This is a genomic window from Kitasatospora griseola, assembly GCF_044999035.1.
GTDB classification, from domain to species: Bacteria; Actinomycetota; Actinomycetes; order Streptomycetales; family Streptomycetaceae; genus Kitasatospora; species Kitasatospora griseola.
Genome location: NZ_CP173360.1, coordinates 2,976,449 through 2,999,273, shown reverse-complemented (window position 1 = coordinate 2,999,273; position 22,825 = coordinate 2,976,449). Strand labels below are relative to the sequence as shown.

Here is a 22,825-nt window from a genome sequence, read left to right as displayed (position 1 = left end):
CGAGGAGTTCCGTCATGGCCCGCTCCACCGCCCGTGTCGCCACCGACCGTCCCGGTCGCTACGCCAAGCAGCTCGCCGCCCACATGGGCCGCAAGGTCCCCGCCGAATGGTCCGAGGAGACCGGCCGCGGCACGCTCGCCTTCGGCGCCGGACGGGCCGAGCTCACCGCCGAGGACGGCGCGCTGCTGCTCGCCGTCGAGGGCACCGAGGAGAACCTGCCTCAGCTGGAGGACGTGGTCGGCCGCCACCTGGTCCGCTTCGGCACCCGCGACGAGCTGGTGGTCGCCTGGCAGCGGGACAGCGGCGAGGCCGGCACCGTCCAGCGCCTGACCGGCGAGGACGGCTGACCGGCCCGCGCGGCCGTCGTCGGCTCAGCTCTGCCGCAGCGGCGGCATCGGCGCCGGTACCGAGAACGCCGTGGCCCCCGCCCCGACCCCGCCGGCGCAGCCGTTCGGCGGCACGGTGGTCACTCCCCGGGTGGAGGGCTTCTCGGCCGCCCAGAACATGAAGCCCAGCAGGCCGGCGCTGCTCCCCGCGCCGTTGGGTGCGGCGTTCTGCACCCAGCTGCCGGTGGCGCGCTGCACCGAGTTGGCGAAGTCGGTGCACTCCGGGCGGACCTGCGAGCCCTCCGCGATGTACAGGCTGCCGGTGAACTTGGCGGGCGCCAGCGGCGGGATCAGCGGGCTGTACGTCGGCTTGCCGTCCAGGTGCTCCTGCCAGTCGGCGGTCGCCGTGGACGCCGAGGGCCGCTTGTTCGGCACCATCGCGTTGGCGTAGTCCAGCACCGGGTTGCCGGTGGTCAGCCAGTGCGCGGTGGCGTACTGGTCGATGCCGCTCAGCCAGCGGTCGCCGGCCGCGACGTCGATGGTCAGCCGGGCGGTCGGGTCGGCGCCCGAGGCGTCGTACGGGTGGGCCGACCGGTAGGCGTCCACGAAGGCCTGCAGGCCCGTCAGGTTCGGGCTGCTGCTGTTCTCGTAGTCGATCTCGATGCCCACCCCGAGCTTCGACGCCAGCGCCGCCGCCTTCTGGCCGAGCAGCCCGCCGCTCTGCGCCAGCGCGGAGTCCCAGTCGCCGGTGTAGGTGATGCCGCCGATGGAGAGCATCACCCGGATCCCGCGGGCCGTGAAGTAGTCCACCACCTGCTGGTTCATGCCCACCGGCACGCCCGCGGCGTCCCCCGCGTCGGTGGTGCCGTTCAGCAGCCGCAGCGGGTTGACGAAGCTCAGCACCACCACGTTCACCGAGGGCCGGCCGTCGCCGCGGTCGACCAGCCAGTGGTTGGCGGCGTCGAACTCCGCCATGTCCCGGACCTTCGCCCAGGTGCAGGCGTCGTTGCCGCAGTGTCAGGCGCCGTAGACCTGCATCGGGGCGGCCGCCGCCGTCGCGCTCTGCGCCGGCAGCGCCGTGGCCGCGACGACGAGCAGTGAGGCCGCCACCGCGAAGCGCGTCATGGGCATGACTGGAGAACGCACATTCGCCTCCCGGCGATCGCGTGCGGATGGGTGGGGAACAGGGTGCGCGCGAGCTGGGGAGGCGTCAATGGCCCTGACCGGATCGCGAATTGACGCGGCGTCAGACGTGGGTGTCCGGCAGCAGGCGGGGCAGCAGCCGGTGCAGGCCGAGCAGTAGCAGGCCCGAGAGGCACCAGCTGGCGACCACGTCCAGCAGCCAGTGGAAGTCGCTCCACACCAGCCCCGCGCCCACCCCCAGGCAGACCGCCGCGGTGGCCCACCCGACCCGCCGCGCAGGCCGCACCCGGGCCAGCAGCAGCGCCGCCGTCCCGTAGGCGATCGCCGAGGTCGCGGTGTGCCCCGACGGGTACCAGCCCCACTGGTCCGCGGCCAGCGGCAGATCGAACGGGCCGGGCCGGGCGAACCAGGCCTTGGCCGGCACCACCAGCAGCGGGATCAGCACCGCCGCCGCCACCGCCACCGGCACCGGAGTCCACCAGCGCGGCCGGCCGTCGCGCCGGGCCAGCCAGGCCGCCAGGCCCGCGCAGCCCAGCAGCACCGGGACGGCCGGCACCCCGCCGCCCAGGTCGGACAGGGCGACGCCCAGGTGGTTCAGCAGCGCGGAGTGCAGCGTGCGGCGCAGCTGCCGCACCGCGTCGCGCACCGCCGGGTCGATCCCCAGCAGTGGCCCGTCCACCGCCACCTGCCAGGAGATCACCACCAGCAGCACCGCGAGCGTCATGGGCAGGACAGCAAAAGTCGGCCGCCCCGGAGCAGGGGGGAGAGCTCCGGGGCGGCCAAGGCGATCGCCGCGCCGTGCGGCCCGGGGGGTGTGGGCGGGACGGCCGGTCGATCGGTCCAGTGCGTCCGCCTCGACGGCGGACGGCGGTGTGGGCAGTGCTTGAGGTTCGCTGTCCATCTGTGATGACAGTACGTCAAAGCCGGGGCGCGCCAACGGCCGACGGGCTTTCGTGCACAGCATCTTCACCACCGGCGGGGCAACCTCCACCCAGGGCTCGAACAGCAGAACGCGCGAGGGCCGGACGGGATCCGCTTCCGTCCGGCCCTCGCGCCGCTCAGGGGGTACTGCCCGGGACTCAGACGCCCGCGAAGGCCGACTCCAGGATGTCCAGGCCCTCGACCAGCAGGTGCTCCGGCATCACCAGCGGCGGCAGGAAGCGCAGCACGTTGCCGTAGGTGCCGGCGGTCAGCACCACCAGGCCCTCGGCGTGGCAGGCCTTCGCGATGGCCGCGGTGGCCTCCGCGTTCGGCTCCTTGCCGCCCGGCTTCACCAGCTCGACGGCGATCATCGCGCCGCGGCCGCGGACCTCGCCGATGATCTCGAACTTCTCCTGCATCGCCCGCAGGCGGCCCAGCATGATCTCGCCGATCCGCTGCGCCTTGCCGTTGAGGTCCTGCTCCTTCATGGTCTCGATGGCGCCCAGCGCGGCCGCACAGGCCACCGGGTTGCCACCGTAGGTGCCACCCAGACCACCGGTCTGCGCGGCGTCCATGATCTCGGCGCGGCCGGTCAGCGCCGACAGCGGCAGACCGCCCGCGATGCCCTTGGCGGTGGTGATCAGGTCCGGGACGATGCCTTCGTCCTCGCACGCGAACCACTGGCCGGTCCGGCAGAAGCCGGTCTGGATCTCGTCCGCGACGAAGACGATGCCGTTCTCCTTCGCGAACTCCACGATCGCCGGCAGGAAGCCCTTGGCCGGCTCGATGAAGCCGCCCTCGCCCTGGATCGGCTCGATGATGATCGCGGCGACGTTCTCGGCGCCGATCTGCTTGTTGATCTGGTCGATGACCTGCTTGGCAGCCTCGGTCGCGGCGTTCTCCGCGCCCGTCAGCCAGCGGTACGGGTAGGCCACCGGCACGCGGTAGACCTCGGGGGCGAACGGACCGAAGCCCTGCTTGTACGGCATGTTCTTCGCCGTCAGCGCCAGGGTCAGGTTGGTGCGGCCGTGGTAGCCGTGGTCGAAGACCACGATCGCCTGGCGCTTGGTGTAGGCGCGGGCGATCTTCACCGCGTTCTCGACGGCCTCGGAGCCCGAGTTGAACAGCGCGGTCTTCTTCGCGTGGTCGCCCGGGGTCAGCTCGTTCAGCTGCTCCGCAACCGCGACGTAACCCTCGTACGGGGTCACCATGAAGCAGGTGTGGGTGAACGCGGCCAGCTGCTCGGTGGTCTTCTCCACCACGGCGGCGGCACTGTTGCCCACGTTGGTGACGGCGATGCCCGAACCGAAGTCGATCAGGCTGTTGCCGTCCACGTCCTCCAGCACACCGCCGCCGGCACGCGACACGTACACCGGCAGCGTGGTACCCACACCGGCAGCCACCGCACCGAGCTTGCGAGACTGCAGCTCCTGCGACTTCGGGCCGGGGATCGCGGTGACCAGGCGGCGCTCCTGCGGGAGCGGCGTTGCAGCGCTCATCAGTGATTCTCCAAGTTCTCAAGGCGCGGTAGTCGCAGGCTACGACCGGCCCCGTTCGGCGGGCATGCGCCACTCGGTACTGCTGCGCCGTACGAATTGTCCTGCGCGGCCAGTGGCCGAAGATCGGCCGCCGCCCCCGCTCCCTCCACTACATTGGCCCCGGGTGTGTCGGTGGGACGGCGGAGCGGGTCTGGCACCGCCGGCAACGTAGGAGGGGCCCCGAAGTGGAACTGAACGACGCGCGAACCCAGCACACCCCCCTCCCGCCACCCTGCGCCCCCTTCCACCTCCCCACCTGGGCCACCGCCCCCCGCCCCCAGGCCCCGCCCGGCATCTACCGCCAGCACCACACCCCGTACGACCCGAGGGCGGCGGGGGACGGGGAGACGGCGGCGGGGCCGCTGCTGTTGCGGGCGGCGCTGAACCTGGTGGTGGCGTGGCTGGTCTTCATCTACGGCCGCGGCTTCGCGCTCTCCGGTCTCGGCATGCTCGGCCTCGGTGACCTTCCGGCGACACCCACCATCGTGCTCGCCCTGCTGGTGAATCTCCTGGTCCTTGCGGCGGTCATAAGAATCTTCGGCCGAATGGGCCGCTGGCGCGAAGTCGGCCGCCGCTTCCTGCTCCCGCTGGTCTCGCACACCGTCACCGACGTCCCGCCCGAGCCCGAGGACGTGCCCGTGGTGGACGTGTGGGCCGAGTTGCGGCCGGCCGGGGAGGTGGTGCGGCGGCTGGAGGGCGAGCAGGTGGGGGATGTGGACTATGTGCGGCTGCACCAGGCGTGGCGGAGCGCCGGTGCGGACGCGGCCGGCCGGCAGGAGTTCGCCGCGCAGGTGGGCAGTCGCGGTGCGGCCGCCTGCGCGCACCCGTCCGAGCAGCGCGACCTGCCGGGCGGGCGGCGGGCGCGACACGACCTGATGGTGCGTCAGGTCCGTTTGGGCACCGCGCAGGACGTGCCGAAGAACCCGGCGACGCACCGGAGCGCGGGCTTCGCGCTGGAGCCCGCGCTGCTCGGCACCTCGCTGCTCGCGGTCGGCCCGGCCGGGACCGGGAAGACGGCGGCGCTGGCCCGCCCGGTGGCGGAGGCGCTGTGCCTGCAGGCGCTGGCGGGCGCGGCCTGCGCGGTGGTGGTCGGGGCGTCCGACGCGTCCCTCGGCCCGGACGACTGGTACGACGTGGTGATCGCCCCCGGCGACCCGTCCGCGCCGTACGGACTGGACCTGTACGGGGCCGCGCCGAACCCGGACGAGGCGGCGGCCCGGTTGGCCGATGCGCTGCTGCCGGACGAGCTGGCTCCGCGGGCGGAGAGTGCCCGGACCTCGATGCAGCAGGTGGTGGGGCCGTTCCGGGCGGCGTACGGCCGCTACCCGGGGGTGCGGGAGCTGCGCGGGCTGCTGGCCGGTGACCGGGACGGGTGGGCGGAGCTCGCGGAGCAGTTGCAGAAGTCGGGTCGGCGCCCGGAGTTCGAGGCGGACCTGCAGCAGCGCGAGCGGATGCACGGCCGGGTGGACGACCCGGGCGCGCTGCTCGCCGACCGGCTGGCGCTGCTGGACCGTCCGGCGCTCGCCCCCGGGTTCTCCGGCGGCCCGGACGCCAAGCCGGCGTTCGCGATGCGCGCGCTGGAGCATCCGCTGCGGGTGCGGGTGAAGCTGCCCGAGCGCAGCCACCCGGAGGCCGCCCGGATGCTGTCGCGGCTGCTGCTCGGCCAGTTCACCCAGGCCGCCGCCGACCGCGGTGACCGGGAGCTGTTCGCGGGGCTGGTGCTGGACGACGCCACCGCCGCCGTGGACGCGCAGACGATCCGCGGGATCCAGCGGCTGCGCGGCGCCAACGCCGGCGTGGTGCTGCTGCTGCGCACGCTGTCGGACCTGCCGGAGGCGCTGCGCGCGCCGTTGTTCGGCGCGGTCGGCAACCGGATGGCCTTCCCCGGCATAGCGCCCTGGGACGGCCGGCTGTTCTCCGAGGCCTGGGGCACCCACCTGGTCCGGGAGACCGCCGTGACGCACACCCCGGACACCTCGGGCGGCACGATGCGCCGGGCCGGCCGGCTGGTGCGCAAGGCGCTGTCGGGCACCACCGCGCAGACCGAGTCGGTGACCACCCGGGACGTCGAGCGGCACCGCTGGTCGCCGTCCGACCTGGCGCACGCGCTGCCGTCCGGGCACGCGGTGGTCTCGCTGACCTCGGTGACGGGGGAGCAGGTGCCGCCGCTGCTGGTCGACCTCCGGCACTGATCGCTCCGGGGGCGGTCGCGGGGTGGTCAGCATTGGGTCACGGAAGGTACGGACCGGCGGATTTCGGCACTCCGGCTTGTCCGGAGCGTCCATAATGGGAGAAGAACCCTCACTCGCCCGGTCGCAACGACGCGACCGGGTCGAACCATCGAAGGTGCCATGCCCCCCACACTCGCCTCCGTCGTCCGCACCAGCACGCTCCATCTGACGGTGCTGGCAGGCGCGGACCATCTGGAACGCCCGGTCCGCTGGGTGCACACCAGCGAGCTGGACGACCCCACTCCGTTCCTGGAGGGCGGTGAGCTGCTCCTCACCACCGGCATCAAGCTGGGCAAGAGCGCCGCCGGTCTGCAGGCCTACGTGCACCGGTTGGCGGACGCCGGCGTGGTCGGGCTCGGGCTGGGGGTCGGCCTCTCGCACACCGAGGTGCCGCAGGCGCTGGTGGACGCCGCCGCGCAGCGCGGGCTGCCGCTGCTGCGGGTGCCCGAGGCGACGCCGTTCATCGCGATCTCCAAGACCGTGTCCGCCGCGCTGGCCGCCGAGCAGTACGAGGCCGTCACCACCAGCTTCGAGGCGCAGGAGGAGCTGACCCGGGCCGCGCTCGGCAAGGACGGCACCACCGCGATCGTCCGCCGGCTGGCCGCCCGCCTGGGCGGGTGGGCCGCGCTGTACGACGGCTCCGGCGCGCTGTCCGCAGTCGCCCCGGACTGGGCCGCCCGCCGGGCCGGCCGGCTGGCCGCCGAGGTGGACCGGCTGCGCCGCCGCCCCGCGCCGTCGAGCGCCGCGCTGCAGGGCCGGGCCGGCACCATCGACACCGCCGACGAGGACTACGTGGTGGTCCAGTCGCTCGGCGCGGACCGCCGCCCGCGCGGCTTCCTCGCGGTCGGCACCGAGGACCGCATCACCCCGACCGAGCGGTACGTGCTGAACGCCGCCGTCGCGCTGCTCACCCTCACCCTGGAGCGCTCCCGGGAGCTGCGGCAGGCCGAGGAGAAGATGGGCGCGGCGCTGCTGCGGATGGTGCTGGCCGGTGAGGTCGGCACCGCCCGCCAGATCGCCGCGGGGCTGTTCGGCGGCCTGCCCGAGGGCACCGTCCGGGTGCTGGTGGCCGCGGCCGGGCCCGGCCCGGAGGCCGCGGAGGCGCTCGGCGAGCTCGGCGACCGCGCCGAGCAGGCCGGCGGCAAGGTCGGCGAGAAGCTGCTGGTGGCCCGCGAGGACGGCGCGCACGGGCCGCGCCTGATGGTGCTCGCCATCGACAACGGCTCGGTGCACCGGGCCTGCCTGGGCGCCGTCGAGGAGCACGAGGGCCTGGCGCTCGGCGTCTCCGCCCCGGCCGCCCTGGAGGAGGCCGGCACCGCGCACGCCCAGGCCGAGCGGGCGCTGGCGGTCGCCCAGCGCGGCGGCCGCCGCACCGTCGACCACGAGGAGGTCGGCGCCGGCTCGCTGCTCCCGCTGCTCGGCGAGGAGGCCGTCACCGCGTTCGCGGAGGGCCTGCTGCGCCCGCTGCGCGAACACGACCGCACCGCCCGCGGCGACCTGGTGGCCTCGCTGCGGGCCTGGCTGTCCCGGCACGGCCAGTGGGACGCGGCGGCCGCCGATCTCGGCGTGCACCGGCACACCCTGCGCTACCGGATGCGCCGGGTCGAGGAGCTGCTGGGCCGCTCGCTGGACGACACGGACGTCCGGATGGAGCTGTGGCTGGCGCTGCGGGCGGGCGAGGACTGAGCCCCGCCCCGGACGGGCCTGTCCTGTCCGTAGAAATCGACCGGCTGCTTTCCACCCGTCCGTCCAATCGGAAAGCCGTCCCCCTCCGCCTACCGTGAACGGGAAAGCGAAGTCTTCGAGGGAAGGGGCCGGTGCGACCGTGACCACCACGTACGAGTTCTGGTTGGCCGGGCAGCGGGCGAGCGGCGAGGCGGACTTCGAGGTCCGTCACCCGCACGACAACAGCCTGGTGGCGAAGGTCAGTGTGCCGACCGACGCGCAGGTCGAGGAGGCCGTCGCGGCCGCCGCCGCCGCTGTTCCGGTGTTCGCCGCGACCCCGGCGCACGTGCGCGCGGCCGCGCTTGACCACGTCGCCAAGCGGCTGACGGAGCGCACCGAGGAGATCGCCCAGCTGATCACCGCCGAGAACGGCAAGCCGATCAAGTGGGCGCGCGGCGAGATGGGCCGTGCCGTGTCGGTGTTCCGCTGGGCCGCCGAGGAGGCCCGCCGGACCAACGGCGAGACCATGCGGCTGGACACCGACCCGGGCGGCACCGGCCGCTACGCGCTGGTGCGCCGCTTCCCGCGCGGCGTCGTGCTGGGCATCGCGCCGTTCAACTTCCCGCTGAACCTGGTGGCCCACAAGCTGGCCCCGGCGATCGCGGTGGGCGCGCCGATCATCCTGAAGCCCGCCCCGGCGACCCCGCTGTCCGCCATGGTGCTGGGCGAGATCCTGGCCGAGACGGACCTGCCGGTGGGCTCCTGGAGCATCCTGCCGGTGGAGAACGCCAAGATGCCCGCGCTGGTGCAGGACAAGCGCCTGCCGGTGATCTCGTTCACCGGTTCGGACAAGGTCGGCTACCAGATCATGGACTCGGTGCCGCGCAAGCACGTCACCCTGGAGCTCGGCGGCAACGCTGCGGCCGTGGTGCTGGCGGACTGGAGCTCCGAGGCGGACCTGGACTGGGCCGCGAGCCGGATCGCGCTGTTCGCGAACTACCAGGGCGGCCAGTCCTGCATCTCGGTGCAGCGGGTGATCGCCGACGCGACCGTCTACGACCGCCTGGTCGAGAAGGTCGTCGCCAAGGTGCAGGCGCAGGTCACCGGTGACCCGCGCGACGAGGCCACCGACGTCGGCCCGCTGGTGGACGAGAACGCCGCCAAGCGCGTCGAGTCCTGGGTCGACGATGCCGTCGCCAAGGGCGCCAAGCTGCTCACCGGCGGCAAGCGGGACGGCGCCGCCTACGCGCCGACCGTGCTCGCCGAGATGCCGGCGGACGCCATCCTGGCGAAGTCCGAGGTGTTCGGCCCGGTGATGTCGCTGCACAAGGCGTCCTCCACCGACGAGGCCTTCGCGATGGTCAACGACTCCGACTTCGGCCTGCAGGCGGGCGTCTTCACGCACGACGTGCAGACCGCCTTCCGCGCGCACCGCGAGCTGGAGGTCGGCGGCGTGGTGATCGGCGACGCGCCGTCCTACCGCGCCGACCAGATGCCGTACGGCGGCGTGAAGGACTCCGGCGTGGGCCGCGAGGGCGTCCGCTACGCGATGGACGACTACACCGTCGAGAAGGTCATGGTGCTGACCGGCCTCGACCTCTGAGCAACCCCTTCGACGCCCCGTCACCGCAGCAGCGGCGGCGGGGCGTCGGCCTGCCTTGACGCGCTCCGGTACCGGGCGTAGGCCGGGAGGCAGGAAGGAAGGAGGCCCGTCATGCTGGGCGACCTCATTGCCGAGGAACAGGGCCGGATCACCGGTCGGCGGGTGCTGCCGGGGGAGCACGGGCTGCCGCCCACGGTGGAGACCTCGTACGCGGCGAGCGGCACTCTGCTGGGCGTCCCGGTCCAGGACATGGGCACCTACACGGCCCGGCTGCGCGACGACGGCACGCTGGAGGGCGGCGGCCAGGGCGTGCTGATGGGCCCGGGCGGCGCGCACGCGAGCTGGCGCGGCCACGGTGTCGGCACGTTCACCGAGAGCGGCGGCAACAGCTTCCGCGGCTCGGTCGTCTACGAGACCGACTCGCCGGAGTTCGCCGGGCTGCGCGGCGTCGCAGGCGTGTTCGAGTGGGAGAACTCGGCGGACGGCGAGGTCGCCGGGAAGCTCTGGGCATGGCGGTGACCACCGGGTAGCACAGGCCACAATGGGGGGCATGAATTCGCTCGCCCATCCGCAGCTGCGCTTCACTCCGACCGTCGCCGACCCGGACGGGCCGCGGGAGTTGGTCATTCTCGGCTCGACCGGCTCGATCGGCACCCAGGCCATCGACGTGGTGCTCCGCAACCCCGGCCGGTTCAAGGTGGTCGCGCTGTCCGCGGCCGGCGGCCGGGTGGAGCTGCTCGCCGAGCAGGCCGTCGCGCTGGGCGTGCACACCGTCGCGGTGGCCGACCCGGCCGCCGAGAAGCCGCTGCGCGAGGCCCTGGCGGCCAAGGCGCAGGGCGCCCCGCTGCCGCGGGTGCTGGCGGGCCCGGACGCGGCGACCGAACTGGCCGCGGCGGAGTGCCACTCGGTGCTGAACGGCATCACCGGTTCGATCGGCCTGGCGCCGACGCTGGCCGCGCTGCGGGCCGGCCGGGTGCTGGTGCTGGCGAACAAGGAGTCGCTGATCGTCGGTGGTCCGCTGGTGAAGGCGGTGGCGCAGCCCGGCCAGATCGTGCCGGTGGACTCCGAGCACGCCGCGCTGTTCCAGGCGCTGGCCGGCGGCACCCGCGCGGAGGTCCGCAAGCTGGTGGTGACCGCCAGCGGCGGCCCGTTCCGCAACCGCACCCGTGAGCAGCTGGCCGGCGTCACGCCGTCCGACGCGCTGGCGCACCCGACCTGGGCGATGGGCCCGGTGGTGACGATCAACTCGGCGACCCTGGTGAACAAGGGCCTGGAGGTGATCGAGGCGCACCTGCTGTACGACGTGCCGTTCGACCGGATCGAGGTGGTGGTCCATCCGCAGTCGGTCGTTCATTCGATGGTGGAATTCGTGGACGGCTCGACGCTGGCCCAGGCCAGCCCGCCGGACATGCGAATGCCGATCGCGCTGGGCCTCGGCTGGCCGGACCGGGTGCCGGACGCCGCCCCCGGCTGCGACTGGACCAAGGCCGCGACCTGGGAGTTCTTCCCGCTGGACAACGAGGCCTTCCCCGCGGTCGAGCTGGCCCGCGAGGTGGGTACGCTCGGCGGGACCGCCCCGGCGGTCTTCAATGCCGCCAACGAGGAATGTGTGGACGCTTTCCTGAAGGGCGCACTGCCCTTCACCGGAATCGTGGACACTGTGGCGAAGGTGGTCGCCGAACACGGCACACCGCAATCGGGAACTTCGCTCACGGTGGAGGACGTACTCCACGCGGAGAGCTGGGCCCGGGCCCGGGCCCGTGAGCTGGCGGCCGGCTGAGGCAGTAGGACGACGGAGGCGACGCGGTGGAAATGCTGATGTGGGTGCTGGGCGTCCTGATCTTCGTGGTCGGGCTGCTGTTCTCGATCGCCTGGCACGAGCTCGGCCACCTCTCCACCGCGAAGCTGTTCGGGATCCGGGTGCCGCAGTACATGGTCGGCTTCGGGAAGACCGTCTGGTCGACCAGGCGGGGCGAGACCGAGTACGGGCTGAAGGCGATCCCGTTCGGCGGCTACATCCGGATGATCGGGATGTTCCCGCCCGGGGCGGACGGCCGGATAACGAAACGTTCCAGCTCGCCGTGGCGCACCATGATCGAGGACGCCCGGTCCGCCTCGTACGAGGAGCTCCAGCCCGGCGACGAGACCCGGATGTTCTACACCCGGGCCCCGTGGAAGCGCGTCATCGTGATGTTCGCCGGCCCGGGCATGAACCTGATCCTGGCGATCGGGCTGTTCCTCACCCTGTTCATGGGGATCGGCGTCACCCGGACCACGCCCACCATCGCGACCGTCAACGAGTGCGTCGTCCCGGTCGGCGAGAAGACCGACACCTGCAAGCCGGACGCCGAGAAGTCCCCGGCCAACGCGGCCGGCCTGCGGGCCGGCGACACCGTGCTGGCCTTCGGCGGGGTGAAGATCCACGACTACACGCAGCTGCAGGGCCTGATCCGCGATTCGGCCGGCAAGCACGTGGAGATCGACGTCCGGCACCAGGACGGCACCCTCGCCACGCTGCCCGCCGACATCAAGGCCAACACCCTCGCCGCGATCGACAAGGACGGCTACCCGATCAAGGGCAAGACCGTCACCGCCGGCTTCCTCGGCATCACGCCGGCGATGGGCGTGCACCACATGTCGTTCGGCGAGAGCACCGACGAGATGGCCCGGCTGGCCGGCCACGGCGTCGAGTCGCTGGCCCAGCTGCCCGGCAAGATCCCCGGCCTGTGGCACGCCGTCGTGGACGGCGCCCCCCGCGACCAGGACTCCCCGGTCGGCATGATCGGCGCGGCCCGGCTCGGCGGCGACGTGTTCGCCGCGGACCTGCCGCTCAGCGTGCAGCTGACCGTCTTCGTGCAGATGCTCGCCTACCTGAACTTCATGCTGTTCCTGTTCAACATGCTGCCGCTGCTCCCGCTGGACGGCGGCCACATCGCCGGCGCCCTGTGGGAGTCGCTGCGCCGCGGCCTCGCCAAGGTGCTGCGCCGCCCCGACCCCGGGCCGTTCGACGTGGCCCGGCTGATGCCGGTGGCGTACGTGGTCGCCGGCATCTTCATCTGCTTCACCGGCCTCGTGATGGCCGCCGACATCGTCAACCCGGTGCGCCTGAACTAGCCGCACGCCACCCACGGCCGGGTGTGCTCCGCCATCCGGCCGTGCCGTACCGTTGGACGCCGGGCGCGCCGGTTGCAGTGCGCGTCGGCTCATCGAATTTCTGCAGAGGAAACACTGCGCACATGACCGCGATCTCGCTCGGTATCCCCTCCCTGCCGCTCAAGCCGCTGGCCAAGCGCCGGTACTCGCGGCAGATCATGGTCGGCAACGTACCGGTGGGCGGTGACGCGCCGGTCTCGGTGCAGTCGATGACCACCACGCTGACCTCCGACGTCAACGCGACGCTCCAGCAGATCGCCCAGCTGACCGCCTCGGGCTGCCAGATCGTCCGGGTCGCGGTCCCCTCGCAGGACGACGCCGACGCGCTGCCGATCATCGCGAAGAAGTCGCAGATCCCGGTGATCGCCGACATCCACTTCCAGCCCAAGTACGTGTTCGCCGCGATCGACGCCGGCTGCGCCGCGGTGCGCGTCAACCCCGGCAACATCAAGGCGTTCGACGACAAGGTCGGCGAGATCGCCAAGGCCGCCAAGGACGCGGGCGTGCCGATCCGGATCGGCGTCAACGCCGGCTCGCTCGACAAGCGCCTGCTGGAGAAGTACGGCCGGGCCACCCCCGAGGCGCTGGTGGAGTCCGCGCTCTGGGAGTGCTCGCTGTTCGAGGAGCACGACTTCCGCGACATCAAGATCTCGGTCAAGCACAACGACCCGGTCGTGATGATCAACGCCTACCGGCAGCTCGCCGCGGCCTGCGACTACCCGCTGCACCTGGGCGTCACCGAGGCCGGCCCGGCCTTCCAGGGCACCATCAAGTCCGCGGTGGCGTTCGGCGCGCTGCTCGCCGAGGGCATCGGCGACACCATCCGGGTCTCGCTGTCCGCCCCGCCGGCCGAGGAGATCAAGGTCGGCAACCAGATCCTGGAGTCGCTGGGCCTGCGCGAGCGCGGCCTGGAGATCGTCTCCTGCCCGTCCTGCGGCCGCGCCCAGGTGGACGTCTACAAGCTCGCCGAGGAGGTCACCGCCGGCCTGGAGGGCATGGAGGTGCCGCTGCGGGTGGCCGTCATGGGCTGCGTCGTCAACGGCCCCGGCGAGGCCCGCGAGGCCGACCTGGGCGTCGCCTCCGGCAACGGCAAGGGCCAGATCTTCGTCAAGGGCGAGGTGATCAAGACCGTGCCCGAGTCGAAGATCGTCGAGACCCTGATCGAGGAGGCCATGAAGCTGGCCGAGCAGATGCAGGAGGAGGGTGTCGAATCCGGCGCCCCCGTCGTCGTGGCCGCCGAGTGACGGTCTGAACTCCCCGGCGGGGCCGCCGCGTTCGGCGGTCCCGCCCCTGCGAGAGGTGACTCCCGTGCTCGATCGAGGTGTGATGCTGCCCGGCCCGTTCCAGGTCGCCCGGGCGCTGGCCGCAACCCGCGTGCTGGAGACGCCCGACCTCGACGAGGCGCTGGAGGTCCTGCACCGCGACCCCGTCGCCAACGCCTTCGTCGCCACCCGGGTGGAGGCCGTCGGCCTCGACCCGTGGCGGCTCGGCGGCGAGATGTGGGGCTGGCACGACGCCGACGGGCGGCTCGACGCGCTCTGCTACGCGGGCGCCAACCTGGTCCCGGTCAACGCCGGCCCGGAGGCCGTCCGGGCGTTCGCCGAACGCGCCCGCCGACAGGGCCGCCGCTGCTCCTCGATCGTCGGCCCGGCCGAGGCCACCGCCGCCCTGTGGGCGCTGCTGGAGCGCTCCTGGGGCCCGGCCCGCGAGGTGCGCGGCCACCAGCCGCTGATGGCCACCTCCACGCCCGTCACCGACGTCGCCCCGGACCCGCTGGTGCGCCGGGTGCACCGCGGCGAGATCGAGGCGCTGATCCCGGCCTGCGTCGCGATGTTCACCGAGGAGGTCGGGATCTCCCCGCTGGCCGGCGACGGCGGCCTGCTCTACCAGGCCCGGGTCGCCGAACTGGTCTCCTCCGGACGGTCGTTCGCCCGCTTCGACGCGGACGGCAAGGTCGTCTTCAAGGCCGAGATCGGCGCCGTCACCGCCGGCGCCTGCCAGATCCAGGGCGTCTGGGTGGCCCCCGAGCACCGCGGCAAGCGGCTGTCCGAGAGCGGCATGGCGGCGGTCGTGAACACCGCTCTCGCCGAGGTCGCCCCCGTGGTGTCGCTGTACGTCAACGACTTCAACCTGCGGGCCCGCGCCGCCTACCGCCGGGTCGGCTTCCGCGAGGTCGGCGCGTTCATGAGCGTGCTGTTCTGACCGAGCGTCAGGGGCGGGCCGGGTCGCGCAGCGGCAGGTGAGCGCCCATCACCGCGTACGGCCGCGCCGTGTTCGGGAAGCGCACCGCCGGCGCCAGGTCCCGGTAGCCGAGCGAGCGGTACAGCCGGCGGGCCGGGGTCTCCGCGTCGATCGCCGACAGGATCGAACGGTCCAGACCGGAGCGCTCGCACAGGGTGCGGATCAGCCGGGTGCCCACCCCCTGGCCCTGGAGCTCCGGCAGCACGTGCAGCTCGGTCACCGCGAACACCCCGTCCAGCCAGCTCTCGTGGCCGCGCGCCGCCAGGTACGGCTCGATCACCGTCGACCACCAGTGGGTGCGCTGGTTGGGCATCCCGTAGCCGAACCCGACCAGCCGGCCCTGCGCCATCGCCCCCAGCGCGATCACCCCCGGCTGCAGTGCGTGCCGACCGACGATCGGCAGCCGCACCGCCACCTCCTGCGGACCCAGCCCGAACGCGACCGCCTGGACCTCCAGCACGGCAGGCGCCCACGCCGCCAGGTCGATGGCCTCGATCGTCACCCCGGTGAGCTGCTCCATGAAGCGGGACGTTACTACCTGCCGTCCCGGGCGTCCGCGTGGCCCGTCCTCACAGCCAGGCCGCGAACTCCAGATGGAGCTCCATGCCTGCCGCGTCGCCCCCGGCCAGCGCCGCCAGCGCGATGTCCACCGCCCGCAGCAGCGCCCAGGCCCGCACCCGGTCGGCGGGCAGCTCCACCGCCTCCGACAACTGCGCGAGGCGCCGCCGGGCCGCGCCGCGCGGGCCCGGCGCGGCCGCCAGGGTCTCCGCCCGGTCCAGCACCAGCCGGGCCAGGTCGTACGCCCGGTCGCCCACCACCGGCCGCGGCCCGACCGCCAGCCACGGCGCCCGGTCGGCGGCCAGCACCCGCCCGTGGTGGAAGTCCCCGTGCAGCAGCCACCCGCCGCCGTCCGCGGCCAGCGCCACCGCCTCCAGCGCCTCGTCCACCAGCGGCCCCGCGTCCGCCGCGCCCGGCAGCGCCCGCCGCTCGGCGATCCGCCGCTCCAGCTCCCCGGCGCGCTCGACGAGGGTGGGGAACGCATGCCCGGCGGGCGGCTCCACCCACAGCCGGCGCAGCAGGCTGGTCGCCTCCAGCGTGGCCTTCGCCTCCGCCAGCGAACGCAGCGGGATCTCGCCGTGCAGCCGCTCCAGCAGCAGCGTCCGGTCCGCCTCCGCCAGCAGCAGCACGGCCCCGCGCCCGGCCCAGACCCGCAGCGCGGCCGCCTCGCCCACCGGGTCGGCGCCCGGGCGCAGCGCCTTCACCGCCACCGGCGTGCGGTCCTCGGCGCGGTACGCGTAACCGACCACTCCGCTGCGCCCGCCGGGCTCGGCCACCCGCTCCAGCACCAGCCCCCAGTCGGCCAGCCGCTCCGCGAACCGGGCCGGCAGCGCGGCCGACCACTCCGCCTCGCCCGGATCACCGCCCGCCCGGACCGACTCGGCGAGACGCTCGGGGACGGTGAACTGCGCGGGCTGTGCGGACATACCGTCCATCATCGCGCAGCGGACCCCGGGGACGGTGTTACGTCGCGCTCGCGGACGGCGCGGGGTCGGCGGCGGCGAGGCCGGGGAGGGCGGGCAGGTCGGCGCCCCAGTGGGCGGCCCGCAGGGCGCATTCGCGCAGGGCGGCGGCGGCCTGGGCGCGCAGGGCGGTGGTGGCGCACAGGTCGGCGTAGGCGGCGGTGAGCTGGGTCTCCAGGTGGGCGGCGAGCCGGCCGGCGGTGGCCGCGTCCTTCACCTGGAACGGCAGCCGGTAGCCGGGCGCGGCGGCGGTCGGTGAGGTGCCGCCGGTGGTGAGCAGCCGCTGCCAGGCGTCCCGGCGGGCCTGGTGGGCGGCGTACGCGGCGCGCCCGTCCTCGCGCTGCGGGCCGACCGGCAGGAACGCGCCCACCACGCCGTACCCGTAGACGGCGGCGTGTTCGGCGGCGAGCGCCGCCTGGAGGGCTTCGACGTCGGCGGCGCGCATCGCCGCGGGCGAGGCCGAGCCGGAGGGGGCGGCGGAGGCAGTGGGGGAGGGCGAGGGCGGCGGGCCGTCGTCGGCGATCGGCCCGGTGTCGCCGAGGGCGGCGGCGTGCGCGGCGCCGGAGGCGGCGACCGAGGCGAGCGTCCTGGCCAGTGCGGGGGAGGCGTCGGCCAGGTCGGCGAGCCGCCGGCCCGCGGTGCGGCGCTCGGACGCGGCCAGTTCGGCGACGGTGCGGGCGGCAGCCGTGCCCGCGCTCGCGCTCGCGGCGGGCGAGGAGGCGGGCAGCGACCGGGCGAGCGCCTCGCGGTGCTGGAGCACGTCGTCGCGCAGGTCGCCGAGCCGGTCGGCGTCGGCGGGGCTCGCCGCGATCACCGCGTCGTAGTCGGCGAGCAGCGCGTCGGTGGCGGCGAGTTGACGCTGCCGCAGCGGCCGGTCGGCGTCCTCGGCGGTCGGGCGCGCGTTCTTGTCGTGGTCGTCGGTGCAGCCGCAGACGGACAGCAGCCCGCCGAGCGCGCCGAGCGCCAGGAAGGACCGCCGGGTGGGCGCGGGCATCGGCACTCCAGCGTGTTCGTGGGGCCGGGCGGCCGCCATCGGGAGAATCATGACCGGAGCCGGGCGCTCCCGGCGGGAGCTTGGACGGTACCGGGTGGCTGTGACATTGCTCGCAGCGGGGTGGCCCGGCCGGGGGTGTCTCCCGGCCCCCCTGGGGGCTGGGGGGAGGGTCGGAATCGGCGGTTCGGGGGTTGACCGGATAGGCTTCGCGAAGAGTTAGCACCTCCGACAACAGCAGACGCGGCCGAGGAGTCACCCGGATGAGCACCACCCCCACTGACCGGCTGCGCACATTGCTGGAGCCGCTGGCCGCCGAGGCAGGGCTGGATCTCGAAGAGGTCAAGGTGACCCAGGCCGGCAGCCGCCGCCAGGTGCAGATCGACGTGGACGCCGACGGCGGCGTCGACCTGGACGCGATCGCGGAGTTCTCCCGCCTGGTCGGCCAGGCGCTGGACGAGTCGAACCTGATGGGTGACGCCCCGTATCTGCTGGAGGTCGGTTCGCCGGGCGCCGAGCGCCCGCTGAGCGAGCCGCGGCACTGGCGTCGGGCGACCGGTCGGCTGGCCGCGATCAAGCTGGTGGACGGCGCGGAACTGACCGCGCGGGTGCTGGAGAGCGACGAGGACGGCGCGCTGGTCGAGGTGCAGCCGGTGAAGGGGCGCGGCCGCCCCAAGGAGCGCCGACTGGAGTTCGCGGAGATCGCGCGGGCCCGGGTGCAGGTCGAGTTCAACCGCAAGGACGAGGAACTGCTCGACGCCGCCGCCGACATCGCGGACACGGACGAAGAGGAAGAGGAGGCGTAATCGTGGACATCGACATGAGTGCCCTGCGCGGGCTGGTCACCGAGAAGGGCGTGCCGTTCGACCTGCTGGTCGAGTCGATCGAGTCGGCCCTCCTCATCGCGTACCACCGCACCGAGGGCTCGCGCCGCCGGGCGCGGGTGGAGCTGAACCGCAAGAGCGGCCACGTGACGGTGTGGGCCCTGGAGGACGCGGCCGAGCTGGACGAGGGCGTGGAGCCCAAGGAGTTCGACGACACCCCGAGCGGGTTCGGCCGGATCGCCGCGTCCACCGCCAAGCAGGTCATCCTGCAGCGGCTGCGGGACGCCGCGGACGACCAGACCTTCGGCGAGTACGCCGGCAAGGAGGGCGACATCGTCACCGGTGTCGTCCAGCAGGGCAACGACCCGAAGAACATCCTGGTCGACATCGGCAAGCTGGAGGCCATCCTGCCGCCGCAGGAGCAGGTCCCGGGCGAGGACTACCGGCACGGCACCCGGCTGAAGTGCTACGTGGTGGGCGTGCGGCGCGGTGTACGCGGCCCGTCGGTCACCCTGTCGCGGACCCACCCGAACCTGGTGAAGCGCCTGTTCGCGCTGGAGGTCCCGGAGATCGCGGACGGTTCGGTGGAGATCGCGGCGATCGCCCGCGAGGCCGGCCACCGCACCAAGATCGCGGTGTGGTCGCGCCGCCAGGGCCTGAACGCCAAGGGCGCCTGCATCGGCCCGAACGGCATGCGGGTGCGCGGCGTGATGGCCGAGCTGCACGGCGAGAAGATCGACATCGTCGACTGGTCCGAGGACCCGGCCGAGATGGTCGCCGCCGCCCTGTCGCCCGCGCGGGTGACCAAGGTGGAGATCGTCGACCTGGCCCAGCGGTCGGCCCGGGTGATCGTGCCGGACTACCAGCTGTCGCTGGCGATCGGCAAGGAGGGTCAGAACGCCCGCCTGGCCGCCCGTCTGACGGGCTGGCGGATCGACATCCGCCCGGACATCGAGGCCCCGGTCGAGGGTCAGTAATCGAGCGTCGCCCAGCAGTGGGCGCTGTCCCAAGCCTCCGGAGATCTACTCGGCGGCGGCGAGTCCCTTCGGAGGGGTAGACTTGAGCGTGTCTGGCCGGACGCATGCCCGTGCATGCCCTGAACGCACCTGCGTGGGCTGCCGCAAGCGGGCGGCCAAGCACGAGCTGCTGCGTGTCGTGGCGGGCGAGGGCGAGTGCGTCCCCGATCCTCGCGGCACACTGCCGGGCCGGGGCGCGTATCTGCACCCCGTACCGAACTGCCTCGACCTCGCGGTCCGCCGCCGGGCGTTCCCGAGGGCCCTCCGGGTCCAGGGCACGCTCGAACCCGGCGCCCTGCGGGAGTACGTCGGGGCAGGAGCAAGTCCGGCCGACGGTCAGTCGGCCCGCTGACGGGCCTCGTGCCCGGCAACACGCACCAGCGCACGGCAGTGGGTACATCGCCGTGCGCCACAGTCAGGTACCTCGCGAGATGGAAGTAGGTCGAGATTGCGATGAGCACTCGATGAGTACGCGATGAGTACGCCCATGAAGTAGCGACAGTCCGGCGGACGACACCCCGGACGTATAGACAGGAGCGAAGTGGCTAAGGTCCGGGTATACGAGCTCGCCAAGGAACTTGGTTTGGAGAGCAAGGCCGTCATGGCCAAGCTCACCGAGTTGGGTGAGTTCGTGCGTTCGGCGTCCTCGACGATCGAGGCGCCGGTCGTGCGCAAGTTGACTGACGCTTTGGGAGCGACCCCGCCGTCCGGCGGCGCGTCCTCCGCGAAGCCTGGCCCGCGGAAGCCCGCGGCGCCCCAGCCGACCGGCGGCGCCGGTTCGGCTGCACCCAAGCCGGGTGCCCCCACCCCCGGCCCGCGTCCGACCGTGACGCCGGGCCCCCGTCCCACCCCCGCGCCCGCCGCGGGCTCGGCCGCGCCGAAGCCCGCCGGGGCGCCGACCCCGGGTCCGCGCCCGGCGGCCCGTCCGGCCGCTCCGGCCGCGCCCGCCCCGGCGGCCGAGTTCTCCTCCCCGGCTCCGGCCGGTGAGGCTCCGGCGCGTCCGGCCGCCCCGCGGCCGGCTCCGGCCAACCCCGCGGCCCGTCCGGGCCCGCGTCCGGCCGGTCCGCGTCCGGGCAACAACCCCTTCACCTCCGGTGGCGCGTCGGGCATGGCCCGTCCGTCCGCTCCCCGCCCGGGTGGCGGCGAGCGCGGCCAGCGTCCCGGTGCTCCCGGTGCCGGTGCGCCGCGTCCGGGCGGTGCCCCGGCCGGCGAGCGCGGTCCCCGTCCCGGTGGCGCTCCGCGTCCGGGCGGTCCGGGTGCCGGTGCGCCGCGTCCGGGCGGTGCCCCGGCCGGCGAGCGCGGTCCCCGTCCCGGTGGCGCTCCGCGTCCCGGTGGCGCTCCGGGTGCCGGTGGCGCCCCGCGTCCCGACGGCATGCCGCGTCCGGCCGGTCCGCGCCCCGGTGCGCCGAGCCCGTCCGGCATGCCCCGTCCGAACCCCGGCATGATGCCGCAGCGTCCGGGCCCGCGCCCGGGTCCGGGTGCCGGTGCGCGTCCCGGTGGTCCCGGTGCGCGTCCGGGTGCTCCGGGTGGCGCCCGTCCGGGCTTCCAGGGCCGTCCGGCCGGTCCGGGCTCGCGTCCGGCCGGTGGCGGCTTCGGCGGTCCCCGTCCGGGTGGCGCCGGTGGCGGCGGCGGCTTCGGTGGCGGCGGTGCCCGTCCCGGCGGCTTCGGCGGTCGTCCCGGTGGCCCGGGTGCCCGTGGTGGCACGCAGGGTGCGTTCGGTCGCGGCCCCGGTGGCCGTCCGGCGCGTGGCCGGAAGTCGAAGCGCGCGAAGCGCCAGGAGTACGAGGCCATGCAGGCCCCGTCCGTCGGCGGTGTGATGCTGCCGCGCGGCAACGGTTCGACCGTTCGCCTGTCGCGCGGTGCGTCGCTGACGGACTTCGCGGAGAAGATCAACGCCAACCCGGCCGCGCTCGTCTCCGTCATGTTCAACCTCGGTGAGATGGTCACCGCCACCCAGTCGGTCTCCGACGCCACGCTGCAGCTGCTGGCGGACGAGATGGGCTTCGTGCTGGAGATCGTCAGCCGGGACGACGAGGACCGTGAGCTGCTGGAGTCGTTCGACATCGACTTCGGTGTCGACGAGGGCGACGAGGAGCAGCTGGCTCCGCGTCCGCCGGTGGTGACCGTCATGGGTCACGTCGACCACGGTAAGACCCGACTGCTGGACGCGATCCGCAAGACCAACGTGGTCGCGGGCGAGGCCGGCGGCATCACCCAGCACATCGGTGCGTACCAGGTGGCGACCGAGGTGAACGGCGAGGAGCGCCGGATCACCTTCCTCGACACCCCGGGTCACGAGGCGTTCTCCGCCATGCGTGCCCGTGGTGCCAAGTCCACCGACATCGCGATCCTGGTGGTCGCGGCCAACGACGGCGTCATGCCGCAGACGGTCGAGGCGCTCAACCACGCCAAGGCCGCCGGTGTGCCGATCGTGGTCGCGGTCAACAAGATCGACGTCGAGGGCGCGGACCCGACCAAGGTCCGTGGTCAGCTGACCGAGTTCGGCCTGGTGGCCGAGGAGTACGGCGGCGACACCATGTTCGTCGACATCTCCGCGCGCCAGGGCCTCAATATCGAGGAGCTGCTGGAGGCCGTGGTCCTGACCGCGGACGCCTCCCTCGACCTGCGCGCCAACCCGGAGCAGGACGCCCAGGGCATCGCGATCGAAGCCCACCTGGACAAGGGCCGCGGCGCCATGGCGACGCTGCTCATCCAGCGCGGCACCCTGCGGGTCGGCGACTCGATCGTGGTCGGCGACTCCTACGGCCGCGTCCGCGCGATGCTGGACGAGAACGGCAACAGCCTCTCCGAGGCCGGCCCGTCCCGTCCGGTCATGCTGCTCGGTCTGACCTCGGTGCCCCGCGCCGGCGACAGCTTCATCGTCGTCGACGAGGACCGCACCGCCCGCCAGATCGCCGAGAAGCGCTCCGCCCGCGACCGCAACGCCTCGATGGCCCAGCGCCGCGTCCGCGTCTCGCTGGAGGGCTTCGAGGCCGCGCTGGCCGCCGGCAACATCGAGAAGCTCAACCTCATCATCAAGGGTGACGTCTCCGGTTCCGTCGAAGCCCTCGAGGACGCGCTCGTCAAGCTGGACGTGGGCGAAGAGGTCGAGCTGCGGATCCTGCACCGCGGTGTGGGTGCCATCACCGAGTCCGACGTGGACCTGGCGATGGGCTCGGACGCCATCATCATCGGCTTCAACGTGCGCGCCGAGGGGCGTGCCCGTACCGCGGCCGAGCGCGAAGGCGTCGACATCCGGTACTACTCGGTCATCTACCAGGCGATCGAGGAGATCGAGGCCGCGCTCAAGGGCCTGCTCAAGCCCGAGTACGAGGAGGTGCGCCTCGGCTCCGCGGAGATCCGCGAGGTGTTCCGCTCCTCCAAGTTCGGCAACATCGCCGGTGTCATCGTTCGCGAGGGCATCATCCGCCGCAACACCAAGGCCCGCCTGCTGCGCGACGGCAAGGTCGTGGCGGAGAACCTCAACATCGAGGGTCTGCGCCGCTTCAAGGACGACGCGACCGAGGTCCGCGAGGGCTTCGAGGCCGGTGTCACGCTGGGCTCGTTCAACGACATCAAGGTCGACGATGTCATCGAGACCTACGAGATGCGCGAGAAGCCGCGCGCGTAACGGCTGCTGACCGGGGTCGGTC

The 22,825-nt window shown here is 73.5% G+C and carries 19 protein-coding genes; 13 read left to right on the top strand and 6 right to left on the bottom strand.

The window, feature by feature from the left end:
- The first annotated feature begins 14 nt into the window (after window positions 1-14).
- Window positions 15-347 (top strand): DUF2218 domain-containing protein, encoded by a 333-nt coding sequence (locus ACI1MP_RS13410; RefSeq protein WP_402508924.1) that lies wholly within the window; start codon window positions 15-17, stop codon window positions 345-347.
- A gap of 24 nt (window positions 348-371) precedes the next feature.
- Here ACI1MP_RS13410 and ACI1MP_RS13405 read toward each other — a convergent pair whose 3' ends face one another.
- From ACI1MP_RS13405 to gabT, 3 genes are all read right to left on the bottom strand, one after another.
- The gene (locus tag ACI1MP_RS13405) at window positions 372-1,301 is read right to left on the bottom strand and encodes a glycoside hydrolase family 18 protein (RefSeq protein ID WP_404868745.1); all 930 of its coding nucleotides are present in this window, start codon (window positions 1,299-1,301) and stop codon (window positions 372-374) included.
- 271 nt (window positions 1,302-1,572) lie between these two features.
- Window positions 1,573-2,193, bottom strand: coding sequence for a phosphatase PAP2 family protein (locus tag ACI1MP_RS13400; protein ID WP_404868744.1), 621 nt, complete (start codon window positions 2,191-2,193; stop codon window positions 1,573-1,575).
- Window positions 2,194-2,548: 355 nt separating this feature from the next.
- Window positions 2,549-3,889 carry a 4-aminobutyrate--2-oxoglutarate transaminase gene (gabT, locus tag ACI1MP_RS13395; protein ID WP_043909666.1) on the bottom strand — a complete coding sequence of 447 codons (1,341 nt, stop codon included), beginning with the start codon at window positions 3,887-3,889 and terminating at the stop codon, window positions 2,549-2,551.
- 224 nt (window positions 3,890-4,113) lie between these two features.
- On the opposite strand from gabT, the gene ACI1MP_RS13390 reads away from it, so the two are divergent.
- The 8 genes from ACI1MP_RS13390 (at window position 4,114) to ACI1MP_RS13355 (ending at window position 14,782) form a co-directional block, all read left to right on the top strand.
- Window positions 4,114-6,120 (top strand): ATP-binding protein, encoded by a 2,007-nt coding sequence (locus tag ACI1MP_RS13390; protein WP_404868743.1) that lies wholly within the window; start codon window positions 4,114-4,116, stop codon window positions 6,118-6,120.
- 159 nt (window positions 6,121-6,279) lie between these two features.
- Window positions 6,280-7,845, top strand: coding sequence for a PucR family transcriptional regulator (locus tag ACI1MP_RS13385; RefSeq protein WP_043909670.1), 1,566 nt, complete (start codon window positions 6,280-6,282; stop codon window positions 7,843-7,845).
- A gap of 139 nt (window positions 7,846-7,984) precedes the next feature.
- On the top strand, window positions 7,985-9,427 hold the full coding sequence (locus ACI1MP_RS13380; RefSeq protein ID WP_100590095.1) for an aldehyde dehydrogenase family protein: 1,443 nt from the start codon (window positions 7,985-7,987) through the stop codon (window positions 9,425-9,427).
- A 111-nt stretch (window positions 9,428-9,538) separates the two neighbouring features.
- On the top strand, window positions 9,539-9,946 hold the full coding sequence (locus ACI1MP_RS13375) for a hypothetical protein (protein ID WP_380342888.1): 408 nt from the start codon (window positions 9,539-9,541) through the stop codon (window positions 9,944-9,946).
- Between the two features lie 31 nt (window positions 9,947-9,977).
- Entirely contained in the window at window positions 9,978-11,207 is a 1,230-nt protein-coding gene (gene dxr / locus ACI1MP_RS13370; RefSeq protein ID WP_388001049.1) for a 1-deoxy-D-xylulose-5-phosphate reductoisomerase, read from the top strand.
- Window positions 11,208-11,233: 26 nt separating this feature from the next.
- Window positions 11,234-12,541 carry a M50 family metallopeptidase gene (locus ACI1MP_RS13365; RefSeq protein WP_400308089.1) on the top strand — a complete coding sequence of 436 codons (1,308 nt, stop codon included), beginning with the start codon at window positions 11,234-11,236 and terminating at the stop codon, window positions 12,539-12,541.
- Window positions 12,542-12,663: 122 nt separating this feature from the next.
- Window positions 12,664-13,824 (top strand): flavodoxin-dependent (E)-4-hydroxy-3-methylbut-2-enyl-diphosphate synthase, encoded by a 1,161-nt coding sequence (gene ispG, locus ACI1MP_RS13360; protein WP_043909679.1) that lies wholly within the window; start codon window positions 12,664-12,666, stop codon window positions 13,822-13,824.
- A gap of 82 nt (window positions 13,825-13,906) precedes the next feature.
- Window positions 13,907-14,782, top strand: a complete 876-nt coding sequence (locus ACI1MP_RS13355; RefSeq protein WP_380342923.1) for a GNAT family N-acetyltransferase — start codon at window positions 13,907-13,909, stop codon at window positions 14,780-14,782.
- Window positions 14,783-14,789: 7 nt separating this feature from the next.
- Here the strand turns inward: ACI1MP_RS13355 and ACI1MP_RS13350 are convergent, their stop codons facing one another.
- From ACI1MP_RS13350 to ACI1MP_RS13340, 3 genes are read right to left on the bottom strand one after another with little or no spacing between them, the layout of a single operon-like run.
- Window positions 14,790-15,341 (bottom strand): GNAT family N-acetyltransferase, encoded by a 552-nt coding sequence (locus tag ACI1MP_RS13350; RefSeq protein WP_363482493.1) that lies wholly within the window; start codon window positions 15,339-15,341, stop codon window positions 14,790-14,792.
- Window positions 15,342-15,390: 49 nt separating this feature from the next.
- Window positions 15,391-16,305, bottom strand: coding sequence for an aminoglycoside phosphotransferase family protein (locus ACI1MP_RS13345; protein WP_404868742.1), 915 nt, complete (start codon window positions 16,303-16,305; stop codon window positions 15,391-15,393).
- Between the two features lie 37 nt (window positions 16,306-16,342).
- Window positions 16,343-17,335, bottom strand: coding sequence for a ferritin-like domain-containing protein (locus ACI1MP_RS13340; RefSeq protein WP_380342879.1), 993 nt, complete (start codon window positions 17,333-17,335; stop codon window positions 16,343-16,345).
- A 260-nt stretch (window positions 17,336-17,595) separates the two neighbouring features.
- Between ACI1MP_RS13340 and rimP the strand changes: the two genes are divergently transcribed.
- The 4 genes from rimP (at window position 17,596) to infB (ending at window position 22,803) form a co-directional block, all read left to right on the top strand.
- Complete coding sequence (gene rimP, locus ACI1MP_RS13335; RefSeq protein ID WP_100590088.1) at window positions 17,596-18,138, top strand: ribosome maturation factor RimP; 543 nt, start codon at window positions 17,596-17,598, stop codon at window positions 18,136-18,138.
- Between the two features lie 2 nt (window positions 18,139-18,140).
- A complete protein-coding gene (gene nusA / locus ACI1MP_RS13330; protein WP_404868741.1) occupies window positions 18,141-19,133 on the top strand; it encodes a transcription termination factor NusA in 993 nt (330 codons plus the stop codon).
- 88 nt (window positions 19,134-19,221) lie between these two features.
- Window positions 19,222-19,524, top strand: coding sequence for a YlxR family protein (locus tag ACI1MP_RS13325; protein WP_083462353.1), 303 nt, complete (start codon window positions 19,222-19,224; stop codon window positions 19,522-19,524).
- Window positions 19,525-19,713: 189 nt separating this feature from the next.
- Window positions 19,714-22,803, top strand: coding sequence for a translation initiation factor IF-2 (infB, locus tag ACI1MP_RS13320; protein ID WP_404868740.1), 3,090 nt, complete (start codon window positions 19,714-19,716; stop codon window positions 22,801-22,803).
- Window positions 22,804-22,825: the final 22 nt, after the last annotated feature.